Below are 14,510 nucleotides of genomic sequence, written 5' to 3' on the forward strand. Positions count from 1 at the left end.
GGGGGACGGGAGGCCGCGATGACGCGTACGGGGGTATGGGAGTGACGTTCGAGCTGCCCGAGGCGAGGGGGCCGGTGCACGACCTGGCGATCCAGGTCGGTGCGTTGGTCGGGTTCTCCGTGGAGACCCTCGCCACCACCGTGCGCGTCGTCGCCGGCCGTCGACTCTCGCTCCGCGAGACGATCACACAGGCGCTGTTCGTCGCGAAGGTGTGCAGCGGCCCGGCGCTGCTGTTGATGCTGCCCGTCGGCGTGCTCATCGCGGTCTCCGTCGGCTCCCTCGCCGGCCGGCTCGGCGCCGGCGGGTACTCCGGCGCGATCGTCGCGTTCGTCGTGGTGGGTCAGGCCGCGGCGCTGGTGTGCGCACTCATGCTCGCCGGGGTCGGCGGCTCCGCGATCTGCGCCGACCTGGGTTCCCGCACCATCCGCGAGGAGATCGAGGCGATGGAGGTGATGGGGCTGAACGTGGTCGAGCGGCTCGTCGTGCCGCGGCTGCTCGCCTCGATCCTCGTGTCGGTGATGCTCTGCGCGCTCGTCACGCTCGTGGGTGTCGGCGGCTGCTATCTGTACGAGATCTACGTCGACGACGCCTCGGGCGGTGGCTTCCTGCGCACGCTGACCGAGTACGGCCGGCTGTCGGATTTCGTGATGGCGATGGTGAAGTCGGCGTTCTTCGGGATCACCTCCGCCCTCATCGCCGCGTTCAAGGGCCTGCACGCCAAGGGCGGCCCGAGCGGCGTGGCCGACGCCGTCAACGAGGCCGTCGTGCTCGCCTTCGTGATGGTGTTCGTCGTCAATACCGTGCTGTCCCAGATGTACACCGTGATGGTGCCGGCCGTGGGGACCTACTGATGCTGTCCCATTCCACCGTCACCCGGGTGCGCGGCGTCCACCGGTCGGTGACCGGCGTCGTCGACGGGTTCGCCACCGTCGGCCGCCACGTGCTGTTCGGGATACACACGGTCGCAGGCATTCCCACAGCGCTGCGCCGGTACCACAAGCACGTGACGTACCACGTGGGGGAGGTCGGCTTCGGCTATGCCTCGCTGCTCGCCGGGGGCGGCACCATCGGCATCGTCTTCGCGATGTCCGCGGTCGCCGCGATGATGGTCGGCGTCGAGACCCAGCGCGGCCTCGAGCTGATCGGCATGACGTCGCTGTCGGGAATGCTGTCCGCGATCGCCAACACCCGTGAACTCGCCCCGGTCGTCGCGTCCGTCGCGCTGGCGGCGAAGGTCGGCACCGGCTTCACCGCCCAGCTCGGCGCCATGCGGATCTCCGACGAGATCGACGCGCTGGACGCCTTGGCCGTGCGGTCGGTGCCCTTCCTCGCCAGCACACGGCTGATCGCGTCCGCCGTCTGCGTGGTCCCGATCTACATGGTCGGCCTGCTGTCGGCGTACGTCGCCACCCGGCTCGTCGTCGTCACCTTCCAGGGCAACTCCGCGGGCACCTACGACTACTACTTCCACCTCGCGCTCGGCCCGTCCGACCTGTGGTACTCGCTGACCAAGGCCGTGGTGTTCGCGATGATCGTGGCACTCGTGCACTGCTCCTACGGATACCACGCCACCGGCGGACCGGAGGGGGTCGGTCGCGCGGCCGGGCGCGCGTTGCGCACCAGCATCCTGGCCATCGGTGTCACCGACGTGGTCCTGACGTTCGCGTTGTGGGGGCTCGTGCCGACCGTGCCGGGGATGGGGCTGTCGTGACGACCCAGCAGGCGACGGCGTCGGGTCCTGCCGTCACGGCGCCGCCCTCACCGCGGCGCGAGAGCCGTCGCCGGCGCCGAGACGGAACCGGCAGGGCGGGAGCGGCTCTCGTCGGGGTCGTCGCCGTCGTGGTCGTCGCCGTCGCGGGGGCCCTGCTCGTCGCCTCGGGGTCGGGCGGACTCTCGCGCGAGCCGGAAGTCACCGCGGTGGTCCCGGCGGGCGCGGGAGTGATCCACGGCGCCGCCGGGGTGCAGTACCGGGGCGTGCACGTCGGCCGGCTCGTGCACCTCGAGGCGGGCCTCGCGAGTTCACGGATCACGATGCGACTCGACGCCCGCGCGCTCCGAAACATTCCCGCCTCGGTGCAGCTCCGCATCGTGCCGCGCACCCTGTTCGGCGACGTCTTCCTCGAACTCGTCCCGGCCGCGGACCCTGCAACCGGGCCCCGCCTGCGGGCCGGCACACAGATCCCGGTGGACACCTCCGCCGAGGCGGTGCAGCTGGCGAACCTGTACTACACCACCACCGATCTCCTGCGGGAACTGCGGCCGGACCTGCTCGCCGTCACCCTCGACGCGATGAGCCAGGCCCTGGCGGGACGGGGCGAATCCCTCGGCCGCACCCTCGACCGCAGCGTCGCGCTCACCGAGCAGCTCGGCCCGCTGATCGACGAGGGACTGGCCTCCGCACCGCAACTCGCCGCGGTGACCGAGTCGATGGCCGCGGCCACCGACGACTTGGTCGCGACCCTGCAGAACGCGGCGGAGCTCTCGGAGATCGCCCTCGAACGCCGCGACGGTGTGGCACGCCTGCTGCGCGGCGGAGCCGCCCTGGCCGCCGACGGTTCCACCCTGATCGCGCAGAACACCGAGCGGATGATCGCCGTCGTCCGCGACGGTGCGCCGGTGCTCGAGACGTTCGCGGCCGACACCGTCGGGCTCGACGACACCCTGCGGCATCTCACGACCTTCGGCGACGCCGGCGCACGAGTCTTCGCGACCGGGCGGTTCGACATCACCGCCGTCGCGGACTTCTCGGATCCGATGCCGTACACCGCCGCCGACTGCCCCCGGTATCCCGGCATGGACGGCGCGAACTGCGACGATCCCGTCCGGACGAGCCCGATCGACCGGCAGCCCGTCCTCTCGGCCGCCGCGGAGCGGGAGCCGCTGGGATACCTGGAGCAGATCGCAGGTGGTGCCGACCCGTCCGATCCCGCGGCCACGGGGACGAATCCGTCCACCGCCGCGTCGATCCTGCTCGCGCCGCTCGTCCGTGGCACGGAGGTGGAAGTCTCGTGAACTCGCTGCTCGGACCGGGAGTGCGCCTCACGGCGTTCTGCGCCGTGGGAGTACTGGCGGCGGTCGTCGTCGGCAACACCCTCGACAGGACGATCGCCGGGTCCACCCGCGCATACTCCGCGGAGTTCACGGACGTCGAGGGGCTCGGCCCCGGCAGCGACGTCACGCTCGCCGGTGTGCGGGTGGGGCGCGTGTCCGACGTGACACTCGCGCCGCAGGACGACGGAACATCAAGAGCAGTAGTCGATTTCGAGGTGGAATCGGAGTTCGAGCTCACCACGGACGTCACTGCCGACGTGCACTACGGCGACATGATCGGCGTCCGGTACGTCGCGCTGACGCTGCCCGAGGACGGAACCGGCACCGTACTGCCCGACGGTGGCACGATCCCGGTCGGGCAGACGTCGCCGCCGGTCGACCTGACCGCGCTCGTCAACGGGTTCGAGCCGCTGTTCGAGGCGATCGACCCCGCCCAGGTGAACACACTCGCCACCGCCGTCGTCGAGGCGTTCCAGGGGCAGGGCAGCACACTGGATTCGCTGCTGCTGCACATCGCGTCGGTGAGCAGCGACCTCGTCGAGCACGAGCAGATCTTCGACAGCCTCGCCGCCAACCTCGAGACGCTCGTCGCCGTCGCGGACCGGCGCAGTACGGACGTCGGTCGCCTGATCTCGGGACTGGCCGTCGTCAGCGACGCCCTGGCCGGGGACGGCGATCAGCTCGCTGTGCTCGTCGAGCGCGGCTCCACCTCCGTCCGTGCCGCCGCCGCACTCGTCGCCGGCGCGACGGCCCCGCTCGCGAGCACGGTGACCGACCTGCGGGCGATGACCGACGCGTGGATCCCCCGGACCGGACAGTTCGATCAGGTGATGAGCGGCCTTCCGGAGCTGGCCGGCAACATCAACCGCATCGGCGACTACGGCGGCTGGCTGAACCTCTACATGTGCAACTTCACGGTGAAGAGCCACGACGCCGAGGTCAACCTCTTCGGCCCGGCCTACTCGGAGGTGTGCCGATGAGCGCCGTGCGACGGATCCGCGACGCCGCACTCGCGATGCTCGCGGGCCGGCACGATCGGACCGCCGACCCGCTCGTGGTGGGGGCCGTCGGCATCGTCCTCGTCGCGGCGGTGATGGCCGTCGCCCTCGCCGCACCGCGGGTCACCTACCTCCTCCGCACCGACGAGTACACGGCGGAACTGGCGAACGCGGCGGGGCTGCAACCCGACGACCCGGTCTACGTGGCCGGGGTGCCCGCCGGGCGGGTCGAGGACCTGCGGCTGGGAACGGACCGGGTCGTCGTGACGTTCCGGGTGGACGGCGGCCAACCGCTCGGCGATCGCACTGCGGCCGAGGTGAAGCTGAAGACGATCCTCGGCAAGCTCTACCTGTCGGTGACTCCGGCCGGGGCCGGGGAACTCCCCGAGGGCCGGATCCCGCTGGCACGCACCTCCGTTCCGTACAGCCTCGACCAGATCGCGGCGGACGCCGGGCAGGTGGCCCGCGATCTCGACGTGCCCGGACTCGAAGCGATGATGCGGACGCTCGCCGACACCGTCCCGTCCGACTCGGCCCAGCTCGCCGACGCCCTCGCCGGCGCCACCGCCGCAGCAGAGATGCTGTCGCGCAACGACGCCCGCATACACTCACTGCTCGAGGCGTCGCGCTCGCTCTCCGCGATCGTCGCCGGGCAGAGCGAGGACGTCGCGGCGCTGGTGCAGAACGCGACCACCGTCGTGTCGGTGCTCGCCGCCCGCAGGGACGCGCTCGGGCAGCTCGTGGCGGACCTGCGCCTGCTGACCGAGCGCACCGCCGCCTTCCTCGAGGACAACTCCGCGGAGATCGACGCATTGCTGGTCAACCTGCGTTCGGTGACCGACACGCTGAACCGCAACGCCGAGAACATCGATGTGCTGATGACCCGTCTGCCGCCGGCGCTGCGTGCCGCCGCCGACGCGTCGGGCAACGGCAACTGGGTCGACGTGCACGCCCCCGCCGGCCCCATCCCCGACAACCTGCTGTGCGCGCTCGGCGTGATGGAGGGATGCCGGTGACCACCACCCGGACGGCAGTGACCACCCGGACAACCTGGGCGCTCCGCGGGCTCGCGATCGGCGTCGTCACGGTGGTGTGCGCGGCGGCGGCCTGGTACGTCTTCGTCGGCACCGATCGTGCCCGGACCGTGACCGCCGAATTCGCGTCCGTGAGCGGTGTCTATCCCGGCAGCAAGGTCGCCGTCCTGGGGCTGCCCGTCGGCACGGTCGAATCGGTCGAGCCGGCCGGCACCGTCGTGACCGTGACGATGCGGATCCCCGACGACATCGTCCTGCCCGCCGACGTCTCGGCCTTCGTGATGAATCCGTCGATCATCAGCGACCGGTTCGTCGAACTGAGCCCGGCCTATGCGGGCGGGGCCCGGTTCGAGGACGGTGACGTCATCCCGCCCGAACGCAGCCACGCACCGATCAACTGGGACGAACTGCTCGAGAGCGTCGACACCATCGCGGCGGCGCTCGGGCCGGACGCCGGCGCGCTGGGCTCGACCCTCGACCTGGCCGCCGGTGCCACCGCGGGGCTCGGACCCGAGATCAACCGGGCGCTGCGTGCGGTGGGTGCCGCGAGTTCCGTCGTCGGCGCCCGATCCGAGGACATCGGGGCGCTCGTCGACGACCTCGGGATCGCGGTCGAGGCCGTGAACGCCCGTCAGGGCTCGCTGTCCGAACTGGCCACCGGGTTGTCCGACCTGGGCGCCGAGCTGCAACGGCAGAACCTCGACGTCGCCGGGCCGATCGGCCGGCTGACGACGATCCTGGACCGGCTCGACACCCTGCTCGGTGCCCGCGGGCAGGACATCGACGCCGTCGTCGCCGACGCGCAGGTGCTCACCGGGCTGTTCGCCGAGCACCGTGCCGATCTCGCGGAGCTGCTGGACGTGCTGCCGCTGACGATGCAGAACATCGACAACACCATCGGTGAGAACACCACCGCCCGCATCCGGCTGAACATCTCCACCCGGATCGGTCAGTTCCCGCGGGCGAGGGAGCTGTGCGAGCGGGAACAGCTGCCGTTGTGCACCGGAGCGGGATTCACCAACCCGATCACCGTCCCGATCGACCTGTCCGATCCCTTCCGGGATCTCGTGCCCCAGTCGCTGGACCGGGCCCTGGGAGGCGGCCGATGAACCGGCGCACGGCCGGGCTCGCCGCCGTCCTGGCCGCGGCGGCGGTCGCGGCTACGGGGTGCGGCGTGGGCCTGCAGCAGCTGCCGATCGGGCGCAGCGGCGAGGGCGAAACCTACCGGGTGACAGCGGTGTTCGACGGGGCGGACCGCGTCGATCCCGGCACCGAGGTGCGCGTCGGGCAGGCCGTGGTGGGCCGCGTGCGGTCGATCTCCACGGACGGCCGCCGTGCCTTCCTCGAACTGAGCATGAGCGAGTGGGCCGAACTGCCCGCGAACGTCGCCGCGTCGGTGCGGCTGCCGTCCGCGCTCGGCAGCCCGTTCGTCCAGATCGACCTGCCCGGGCAGCCGTCACCGGAGCCGCTCGCCGACGGGGACGTCATCGAGCGGACGGAGCGGGGCCCCGAGCTCGAGGCCACGTTCGCGATGCTGGGACAGATCGTCAGCGGCAGCGGCCTCGACGAACTCCGCACGATCACCACCGAGCTCACGACCGCGTTCGGCGGTCGCGGCGACAAGATCCGCACCCTACTCGAACGGATGGACCGGACGATGGCGCTCGCGGCCGGCAACGGCGATCACCTCGCCCGGACGCTGCGCGCCGCCGACGACGTCACGGCCCGGCTGGCGCAGCAACAGCAGCTGATCGACGACGGCATCGCGAGCAGCGCGGAGATCGTCGACCTGCTCGCGGCGCAGGAAGCGGACCTACGGTCCCTGGTGTCGAGCACGTCCACGATGCTGACGTCGCTGGACGCGATCATGGCCGACTCCGGCCGGATGGGCGGATCCGTCGACGACATCGCCGAGATCCTCGCCGGAATCCGGGACTTCAACCGGACGGTCGGCTCTGCGCTGACCAACATGGATGCCTTCGTCGACGGGTTCAACCGGTCCGTGCACGGCGACTATCTGCTGTTCGACGGCGCGTTCGACGTGCCGGGAGCGATCGACATGCTGCTCACGGGCGGCGTCCCGATGCCCGCCGCCTCGCCGCCGGTCACCGTCCCGTCGGGGCTGCCGGACCTGCTCCAGGGAGGACTCCGATGAAACGGCCGGTGCTGGTGCAGGTTTCGCTGTTCGTCGTGCTCGGTCTGCTGGCCACCGCGTTCGGTGTCCGCTACGTCCTCGGCCCGCAGAGCATCGGCGGTGGCCTCGAGGTGCGAGCGCACCTGGTCGACGCGCGCGGTATCGGTCCCGGGACGACGGTGACCTACCGTGGGGTCGCGGTGGGGGAGATCGACTCGGTGACGATCGACGACGGCGGTCGCGGGTCGACGGCGGTGCTCACGCTGGATCCGGACACCCGGATCCCCGTGGGCAGCACGGGCCGCGTCGCGACGGGCACCGCGATCGGCATCATCACCCTCGACATCGAACCGCAGACCGCCGAGGGTCCCTATCTCACCGACGGCGACACCCTCGAGGTGCCGGCGGACGCGCAGGGACTGCGGCTCGACCAGATGCTCGTCCGGATGAGCGCACTCGTCGAGAGCATCGATCCCGGATCGGTCGCGACGCTCGGCGAGACCTGGGGCACCGCACTCGCGGGTACGGGGCCCGACCTGCAGGCCCTGCTCGAGAACGCCGATGCACTCTCGACGATGGCGTCGGAACGGGCGCCGACCCTCGCGGCACTGCTGGAGCAGGGGGTCGACCTGGTGAACACGCTCGCCGAGAACTCCGGCACCTTCCCGGGCGCGATGCGGGCCGTGCGGGACGTCTCCGACCAACTCGCCGGTAGCCGGGACGCGCTCGTGTACCTGCTGGACCGGTCGCCGGAGGCCCTCGCGAAGACGGAGCGGTTGTTCGCCGACACCCGTGACGACTACGGGCTGCTGCTGACGAACCTGGTGACCGTGGGCGACGTGCTCGCCCCGCGCACCCCGGCCCTGGCAGCCGGCCTCGACTCGATCCCCGCGGCGCTCGGCGACCTGACCTCGGTGGTCGAAGGCGACCGTGGCGACTTCTCGCTCGTCGCCACGCAGGGGCCGGTCTGCTACTACGACACGCAGCGCCGCACTGTCGGCGACGAGAGCCCCCGCACCCCGAACCTGTCCCTGTACTGCCCGCCGGGCGAGGATCTCGCCCAGCGCGGCGCCCGCGTCGCGCCACGACCCGACGACCTCGGCCTGCAACACCAGACCACCCCCGCAATGGTGACCGGACCGGACATGGCGGAGGATCCGCTGCTCGTCCCCACCGGCGTCGAGGTACTGCAGTACTGGCAGAAGCTGTTGGAAGGACTGGGAAACTGATGCCGACCACCGAATCCACCACCGAATCCGCCGTCGACGACACCGCCACGCCCGCGCCGCCGGACCCGGGGCCCCCGGGCTCCCGGCCGCGGCGACGGCTGCTGCTCGTCCTGATCGTGCTGCTCACCGCGGCCGCCGGCTTCTGCGGCTTCCGGTGGTGGCAGGCCGAGCAGGCCGAGGACCTACGGGCCGGTGCGCTCGAACGGGCGCGGGAGTACGCGATCGCGCTCGGCACCTACGACTACCGGCACTTCGACGATGCGCTCGCCGCGGTCACCGACGTCTCCACCCCCGAGTTCGCGGACAAGTACCGCGCGGTGGCGGGAGACCTGCGCGGGCTCGTGGAGAACGGGCAGGGCGTCTCCGTCGCGACCGTGTCGCACGCCGCGGTCGAGACACTCGACGCGGATCGCGCGACGGTGCTCGTGTTCCTCGACCAGGACGTGAAGAACGTCGCGGTGCCGGACGGGCGGGTCGACGCGACACGGTTCCTGATCACCCTCGACCGGGTGGACGACCGGTGGCTGCTGCAGGGAGCGGACGCGAAGTGACGATCTGCGAGGTGGCGACGTGGCGGACCTGACCGGGTCCGGCGACGGAGCATCGGGCCGGAGGCTCACGCAGGCCGCGCTCAACGCGGACGCCACGATCGCCCGGGTGGAAGCGGGTGCCTACCGGGATGTTGCCGATCCTGCCCGGACCGTGGCACCGGGCCCGCGTCGTGCTTCGCGGGCCGGGCCGTCCGGGGATGAGAAGACCCGTCCGGAAGGGAGTCTTCCGGACGGGCGGTCTCGCGTCAGTACCTGGGCGGGCGGACCAGGTCGTCGGACACGTGCGGATGCGCGGAATCCGATCGCACCAGGTAGGCCTCGAGGGCTGCGGTGCCGCCCAGTGCGGCACCGAGCAGCAGCAGTAGCTCGACCACGTTCGCGTTCATATCGGTTTCTCCTCTCGACGTGCGGCCCGATCGTCAGTCGGCCGTCGGGCGCTCCTGCTGGTCGCGGTCCGCGAACATGGCCTCGATGCGGGCCTTGATCTCCTCGGTGCTCATGGAGCGACGGGGCGCGGCGACAGCGGAGGTGTGCATGTGTGGTGGTGTTCCTGTCTGTGATGTCGGGATGATCGGGGCTCGGTCGACCGGGACGGTCAGTTCGTCCGGAGGAAGGACACGAGACCCGTGACGGTGGTGGTCGCACCGACCGCGGTCAGGCCGGTGACCATGAGGGCTGCGGCGCCGACGGAGACGGCGGTGCCGAGCGTGTGCCCGAGAGCGGCGCGCCACCCCGGCGTCGACGAGCCGGTGTGGGACACGAGCACCATCGGGGCGCTCCGGACGTCCTCGTAGCGTGAGGTGTGGTGGCGCGTTGCCGTGCCTGTCATATTCGGTTTATCCCCCTGCAAGCAATTCGTGACTTGGTTCACAAAACCAATGCCGATGTGTTGTACCCCATCACAGCGGCGTGCGCTACTCGAGCGGATGTCCAACTGTGCTCAGGGGTCCGCGCGATCGCCCGCGATCCGCACGTAGGAGGCGGCTCCGCGCTCCCCGCGACGCGCCGGCCGTTCCGGCGTGTCTGGTTGAATGGCGATCCGAGCCCCGCGTCGAAAGCGCGGCGACGAGGTCGAGGAGCGCACATGCAGAACGGTCAGTCCACGGCCGATCCGGCGACGGTGTTCACCGCACTCGCCGAGATCGTCTACCGCGGCGCGGGCCCTGCGGAGACGTACACGGCGATCTGCGTGGCCGCCACGATGCTGGTGCCCGGCTGCGACCATGCCAGTCTCATGCTGCGGGAAGGTAAGGCGTACGTCACCGTCGGTGCCTCCGACGACGTCGCGCGGCACGTCGACGACCTCGAGCGCGCGACCGGCGAGGGACCGTGCCTGGACGCGATCGAGGAGGACGCCGCTCAGATCGAGCCGGACCTGAACGTCTCCGAGCAGTGGCCGCATCTGGCTCCCGGCATCGTGACGCAGACGCCCGTGCGTGGAGCGATGGGGTTCCGCCTGCGAGTCGACGACCGCAAGGTCGGGTCGCTGAACCTGTTCTCCGATACGGCGGGGGCCTTCGACCTCGCGGCCGCCACCCACGCCAGCGTCCTGGCCGCCTTCGCGGCCGTTGCCGTCGCCGCCACGTCCCGGGGCGAGGACATTGCCTCACTGCGCAACGGCATCGAGAGCAACCGGGAGATCGGCAAAGCGGTCGGTCTTCTCATGGCACTGAACAAGATCTCCGACGATCAGGCGTTCGAGCTGCTCCGCCGGACGTCGCAGCAGGTCAACGTCAAGGTGGCGGAACTGGCCCGCACCGTCGTCGACCAGCATCGCCGCGAGACGCGCGAGATGAAGGGACGCCGTTGAGTTTCCGCCCTTGCATTCGGGGTGTGATGCAGATAACATCGGTAGTGCGAATCGAGCAGACGTCCGAGGACGACAGAGGCTCGTGAAGCAGAGATCCGGCCCGGTGAACGCGAAAGCGATTTCCCGGGCCGAACCCCTGTCCGGGGTGTTCGCGGACGCGGGGTGTTCACGGACGGCGGGTCAGGCCAGCCGCTCACGCCGCAACTGCTCGACCTCCGGCAGATCCAGCGGCGGCAGCGAGTCCACGCCGAGCGCGCGTGCCAGCAGCAGATCCGCCAGTTCGGGGTTGCGGGCCAGGACCGGTCCGTGCATGTAGGTGCCGATCACCGAACCCTGCACGGCGCCCTCGACGCCGTCGCCCACGCCGTTGCCGACACCCCGGGTGACCCGGCCCAGGGCACGAGCCTCCGGCCCCAGAGTCGTTCCGCCGCGGTGGTTCTCGAAGCCGGTCAACGGCAGGTGCAGCCCCTCGACGAGGGGAGTGGTCACGACCTCGCCGATGGCACGGGTCTGCTGCGGAGCGGTGGTCACGTCGAGCAGGCCGACGCCGTCGACGCGCTCGCCCGCCGACGTCTGGTACCAGTTGCCGAGCACCTGGATCGCCGCGCAGATCGCCAGGACCGGAGCCCCCCGTCCGGCCGCCCGTTGCAGTCCCGGATGTCGCTGCAGGTGTCGCGTGGCGAGGCGTTGCGCCGAGTCCTCGGCCCCGCCGAGGGTGTAGAGATCCAGGGAGTCGGGCACCGGGTCGGTCAGGTTGATCGACACGACCTCGGCATCGTGGCCGCGCATCCGCAGGCGCTGCCGCAGGACCAGCGCATTGCCGCCGTCGCCGTAGGTGCCCATCACGTCGGGCAGCACGAGCCCGATCCGCACGGTGGACTCAGACATGCGCGGCTCCCTTCGCCAGGGCGGTGTTCAGATCCCGGAACGCGGTGTAGTTGGCCAGGACCTCGACCCGTCCGGGCGGGCACGACGCGATGGCCCGGACCGGATCCGCCACCAGCGTGTGCTCGACCCCGGCGTAGGTCAGCCGCACGGCCAGGTCGGTACCGCGTTCGCCGGAGGCCACCACCTGCACGCCCTCGAAGTGCTCGAACCGCACGTCCCACAGCCACGACAGGTCCTCCCCGTCGGGCACCTGCCCGTTGACCGCGATGACCAGACCGTCGACCGTCGGGTCGATCATCGACAGGGCTTCCTGCCATCCGGCCGGATTCTTCGCCAGCAGCATGTGCACCGAATGCGGACCCACCTGCACGGTCTTGTACCGGCCGGCGACCTCCTCGACGACACCCGCGGCGGCGACGGCCGCGGCCGGATCCGCGCCGAGGGCGACCGCCGCGGCCACCGCCTGCGCGGCGTTGCCGCGGTTGGCGCGCCCCGGCAGGGTCAGCGTCATCGGCAGCACCAGCCCGTCCGGGCCGTAGAGATTGTCGTCGTCGACCCACCAATCCGGTTCGGGCCGTGCGAAATCCGATCCCGTGCTGCGCCAGTGCCCGTCCTCCCACAGGATCGGCTCGCCGGTGCGGGGGCAGCTGACCGAGTCGCCCGACCAGCCGGCGCCCGCCGCCACCCACACCACGTTCGGATGGTCGTAGGCGACGGAGGTGACGAGCACGTCGTCGCAGTTCGCGACGACCACCGCGTCCGGGTGCCGTTCGAGACCGGCCCGCAGCTTGCGTTCGATCATGTTGATCTCGCCCACCCGGTCCAGCTGGTCGCGGCTCAGATTGAGCAGCACGATCGCTTCGGGGTCGAGGGCGTCGGCGACGTGCGGGGTGTGCAACTCGTCGACCTCGATCGCCGCGAGCGGCGCCTCCTGATTGGCGACCAGCGCGGCGACGATGCCGGCGTCCATGTTCGCCCCGTCGGCCTGGGTGGCGACGGAGTCCATCGTCTCCAGCGCCGCCGCCGTCATCCGGGTGGTGGTGGACTTGCCGTTGGTGCCGGTCACCAGGACGGTGCGTCGTCCGCGCCCGAGCTGCTCCATCAGCCGCGGATCGATCTTCAGCGCGACGAGACCGCCGATCATCGAGCCCTTGCCGCGCCCGGCCTTCTGCGAGGCCCACGAGGCGGCCTTCGCCGCGCGCAGCGCCAGCCGCCCGCGCCCGGTGATTCGAGTGCTTGTACCCACGTCGCGAGTTTTCCACAGCGGCGCCGGCGTCGCCGCAGCGCCGCCGTGTCCGCGCCGTCACACGCCGCTGCGCCGGGGCGAATCGCTCACAGCATCCGCGGTGCCGGATGCATCCGCGCAGGTGGCGTGGTCCCCTGGGGCGGGGAGGTGGTCGCCGTGGCGGATGCGGACACAACCAGCGGGAACACCGGGACGTACGTCGTGGTGGGCGACACCACGGTCGCGCGCCGGGTCTGCGCCTCGCTCGTCGTCCTGGGCTGCACCGTGCGGCATGCGCCCCGGCCCGACGACGACGAGCTGCGGGCCCTGCTGGACCGGCCGCCGGTCGCCGGGATCGCGGTGCTCCTGCAGGACGACGTGGTGGCGCTGCGGTACGCGCTCGCCGCGGCGCACCTGCAGCCGGACGCCCCGATGGTCGCGACGATCTTCGACCGCACGATCGGCGATCAGCTCGCCCGGTTCCTGCCGCAGTGCGACGTGACGTCGCCGGCGGACCTGGCCGTGGCGTCCCTGGCCGGGCCGTGCGTGGCACCCGACCTGCTGGCGGTGACCTCCACCCGCGGACCGCGCGGCATCCGCGCGGCCGGTGACGTGCTCGACGAGGTGCCCGTCGCGGTGCCGCGCCGCATGGCGTGGCAGCGGTGGGCCGGGCAACTCACCGCGGTGCTGCGCACCCACGAGACCGGCACCCGCATCCTGCTCGCCGGGCTGCTCGGGCTGGCTGCGGTGCTGTTCGGCGACTGGGCCTGGCTGACCTTCGGGGAGGGCAAGGGAACGATCGACGCGTTCCACGAGGCGGTCCGCGTGGTCACCACGGTCGGACCGGCGGCCGACCCGCACGGCAACGAGGCATACGCCGCGATCGCGTCCACCGCGATGCTGGCGACGATCGTGTTCACTGCCATGTTCACCGCCGGGGTGGTGGACCGGCTGCTGGGTCCGCGCCTGACCGCGCTGCTCGGCCCGCGATCGCTGCCCCGCTCCGGGCACGTGATCGTCGTGGGCCTCGGGCAGGTGGGTCTGCGGCTGTGCCGGGAGCTGCGGGACCTCGGCATCCCGGTGGTGGGTGTCGAGCGGGACACGAATGCGCGCAACCTGCGACTGGTGCGCGACCTGAACATCCCCGCCGTGGTCGGCGACGGCGGCGACCGCCGGCTGCTCGAGCGGGTCGGGGTCCATCGGGCGGTCGCGCTCGCTGCGGTGGGGTCCGACGACCGGGACAACGTCGCGGTCTCGCTCGCCGTCCAGGGCATCGCACCGGGCCTGCGGCTGGTCTTGCGCGCCGGGGAACGCGAGGTGCTCGCCGAGACGGGCTCGCTGCTGCCGCTGGGCGTGATCCGCGACGTGACGAGCCTGAGCGCGACGTACGTGCTCGCGCGTCTGCTCGGTCGCGAGCCGCTGGGGGTGGTCGCCGGTGCGGTGCATGTGCACCTGCGCCTTCCGGACGGCCGGTTCGAGGAACTGCCGATCGCGTCGCCGGGGGGCTGCCGGCACGCGCCGGTCGCGGGCGCGGGCATGCGGTAGCCGCCGGTGGGTATGCCGGAGGGGCAGGTATGCCGGAGGGAACCC

The 14,510-nt window shown here is 71.5% G+C and carries 15 protein-coding genes; 11 read left to right on the forward strand and 4 right to left on the reverse strand.

What is annotated here, in order from left to right; all coding sequences use genetic code 11:
* The first annotated feature begins 41 nt into the window (after positions 1-41).
* The 9 genes from LZP97_RS23080 to LZP97_RS23120 are packed head-to-tail and all read left to right on the forward strand — an operon-like array spanning position 42 to position 8,997.
* The gene (locus LZP97_RS23080) at positions 42-851 is read left to right on the forward strand and encodes an MlaE family ABC transporter permease (RefSeq protein ID WP_026137959.1); all 810 of its coding nucleotides are present in this window, start codon (positions 42-44) and stop codon (positions 849-851) included.
* Entirely contained in the window at positions 851-1,711 is an 861-nt protein-coding gene (locus LZP97_RS23085) for an MlaE family ABC transporter permease (RefSeq protein ID WP_040273608.1), read from the forward strand. The genes LZP97_RS23080 and LZP97_RS23085 overlap by 1 nt, the downstream gene beginning before the upstream one ends.
* Positions 1,708-3,012, forward strand: coding sequence for an MCE family protein (locus LZP97_RS23090; RefSeq protein WP_234574918.1), 1,305 nt, complete (start codon positions 1,708-1,710; stop codon positions 3,010-3,012). The genes LZP97_RS23085 and LZP97_RS23090 overlap by 4 nt, the downstream gene beginning before the upstream one ends.
* Positions 3,009-4,031, forward strand: coding sequence for an MCE family protein (locus LZP97_RS23095; protein ID WP_048773642.1), 1,023 nt, complete (start codon positions 3,009-3,011; stop codon positions 4,029-4,031). Before LZP97_RS23090 ends, LZP97_RS23095 begins: the two co-directional genes overlap by 4 nt.
* A complete protein-coding gene (locus LZP97_RS23100; RefSeq protein WP_200903469.1) occupies positions 4,028-5,065 on the forward strand; it encodes an MCE family protein in 1,038 nt (345 codons plus the stop codon). Before LZP97_RS23095 ends, LZP97_RS23100 begins: the two co-directional genes overlap by 4 nt.
* The gene (locus LZP97_RS23105; protein ID WP_048773643.1) at positions 5,056-6,192 is read left to right on the forward strand and encodes an MCE family protein; all 1,137 of its coding nucleotides are present in this window, start codon (positions 5,056-5,058) and stop codon (positions 6,190-6,192) included. Before LZP97_RS23100 ends, LZP97_RS23105 begins: the two co-directional genes overlap by 10 nt.
* On the forward strand, positions 6,189-7,238 hold the full coding sequence (locus tag LZP97_RS23110) for an MCE family protein (RefSeq protein WP_048773644.1): 1,050 nt from the start codon (positions 6,189-6,191) through the stop codon (positions 7,236-7,238). Before LZP97_RS23105 ends, LZP97_RS23110 begins: the two co-directional genes overlap by 4 nt.
* Entirely contained in the window at positions 7,235-8,446 is a 1,212-nt protein-coding gene (locus LZP97_RS23115; RefSeq protein ID WP_048773646.1) for an MlaD family protein, read from the forward strand. The genes LZP97_RS23110 and LZP97_RS23115 overlap by 4 nt, the downstream gene beginning before the upstream one ends.
* Positions 8,446-8,997: a hypothetical protein gene (locus LZP97_RS23120; RefSeq protein WP_048773648.1), complete on the forward strand. Its 552-nt coding sequence runs from the start codon at positions 8,446-8,448 to the stop codon at positions 8,995-8,997. The genes LZP97_RS23115 and LZP97_RS23120 overlap by 1 nt, the downstream gene beginning before the upstream one ends.
* A gap of 245 nt (positions 8,998-9,242) precedes the next feature.
* On the opposite strand, the gene LZP97_RS23125 is transcribed toward LZP97_RS23120, so the two are convergent.
* Positions 9,243-9,383, reverse strand: a complete 141-nt coding sequence (locus tag LZP97_RS23125) for a hypothetical protein (protein WP_017681531.1) — start codon at positions 9,381-9,383, stop codon at positions 9,243-9,245.
* A gap of 209 nt (positions 9,384-9,592) precedes the next feature.
* Positions 9,593-9,826, reverse strand: a complete 234-nt coding sequence (locus LZP97_RS23130; RefSeq protein ID WP_145961970.1) for a hypothetical protein — start codon at positions 9,824-9,826, stop codon at positions 9,593-9,595.
* Between the two features lie 255 nt (positions 9,827-10,081).
* Between LZP97_RS23130 and LZP97_RS23135 the strand changes: the two genes are divergently transcribed.
* Positions 10,082-10,807, forward strand: coding sequence for an ANTAR domain-containing protein (locus LZP97_RS23135; protein ID WP_010594950.1), 726 nt, complete (start codon positions 10,082-10,084; stop codon positions 10,805-10,807).
* 180 nt (positions 10,808-10,987) lie between these two features.
* On the opposite strand, the gene LZP97_RS23140 is transcribed toward LZP97_RS23135, so the two are convergent.
* Both LZP97_RS23140 and LZP97_RS23145 read right to left on the reverse strand, forming a co-directional pair.
* Positions 10,988-11,695, reverse strand: a complete 708-nt coding sequence (locus LZP97_RS23140; protein ID WP_010594951.1) for a type 1 glutamine amidotransferase — start codon at positions 11,693-11,695, stop codon at positions 10,988-10,990.
* Positions 11,688-12,941, reverse strand: coding sequence for a Mur ligase family protein (locus LZP97_RS23145; protein ID WP_010594952.1), 1,254 nt, complete (start codon positions 12,939-12,941; stop codon positions 11,688-11,690). Before LZP97_RS23145 ends, LZP97_RS23140 begins: the two co-directional genes overlap by 8 nt.
* A gap of 156 nt (positions 12,942-13,097) precedes the next feature.
* Here LZP97_RS23145 and LZP97_RS23150 point away from each other — a divergent pair, with 156 nt between their 5' ends.
* Positions 13,098-14,465: a potassium channel family protein gene (locus tag LZP97_RS23150; protein WP_048773682.1), complete on the forward strand. Its 1,368-nt coding sequence runs from the start codon at positions 13,098-13,100 to the stop codon at positions 14,463-14,465.
* Positions 14,466-14,510: the final 45 nt, after the last annotated feature.

This window comes from Rhodococcus sp. DMF-1, assembly GCF_021441945.1.
In the GTDB taxonomy this organism is placed as follows: Bacteria; Actinomycetota; Actinomycetes; order Mycobacteriales; family Mycobacteriaceae; genus Rhodococcus; species Rhodococcus ruber.

Coding starts and splice junctions, on each gene's coding strand:
- LZP97_RS23100 (WP_200903469.1), top strand. CDS start 4,028: ATGAGCGCCGTGCGACGGATCCGCGACGCCGCACTCGCGATGCTCGCG.
- LZP97_RS23130 (WP_145961970.1), bottom strand. CDS start 9,826: ATGACAGGCACGGCAACGCGCCACCACACCTCACGCTACGAGGACGTC.
- LZP97_RS23140 (WP_010594951.1), bottom strand. CDS start 11,695: ATGTCTGAGTCCACCGTGCGGATCGGGCTCGTGCTGCCCGACGTGATG.
- LZP97_RS23110 (WP_048773644.1), top strand. CDS start 6,189: ATGAACCGGCGCACGGCCGGGCTCGCCGCCGTCCTGGCCGCGGCGGCG.
- LZP97_RS23135 (WP_010594950.1), top strand. CDS start 10,082: ATGCAGAACGGTCAGTCCACGGCCGATCCGGCGACGGTGTTCACCGCA.
- LZP97_RS23120 (WP_048773648.1), top strand. CDS start 8,446: ATGCCGACCACCGAATCCACCACCGAATCCGCCGTCGACGACACCGCC.
- LZP97_RS23125 (WP_017681531.1), bottom strand. CDS start 9,383: ATGAACGCGAACGTGGTCGAGCTACTGCTGCTGCTCGGTGCCGCACTG.
- LZP97_RS23085 (WP_040273608.1), top strand. CDS start 851: ATGCTGTCCCATTCCACCGTCACCCGGGTGCGCGGCGTCCACCGGTCG.
- LZP97_RS23115 (WP_048773646.1), top strand. CDS start 7,235: ATGAAACGGCCGGTGCTGGTGCAGGTTTCGCTGTTCGTCGTGCTCGGT.
- LZP97_RS23105 (WP_048773643.1), top strand. CDS start 5,056: ATGCCGGTGACCACCACCCGGACGGCAGTGACCACCCGGACAACCTGG.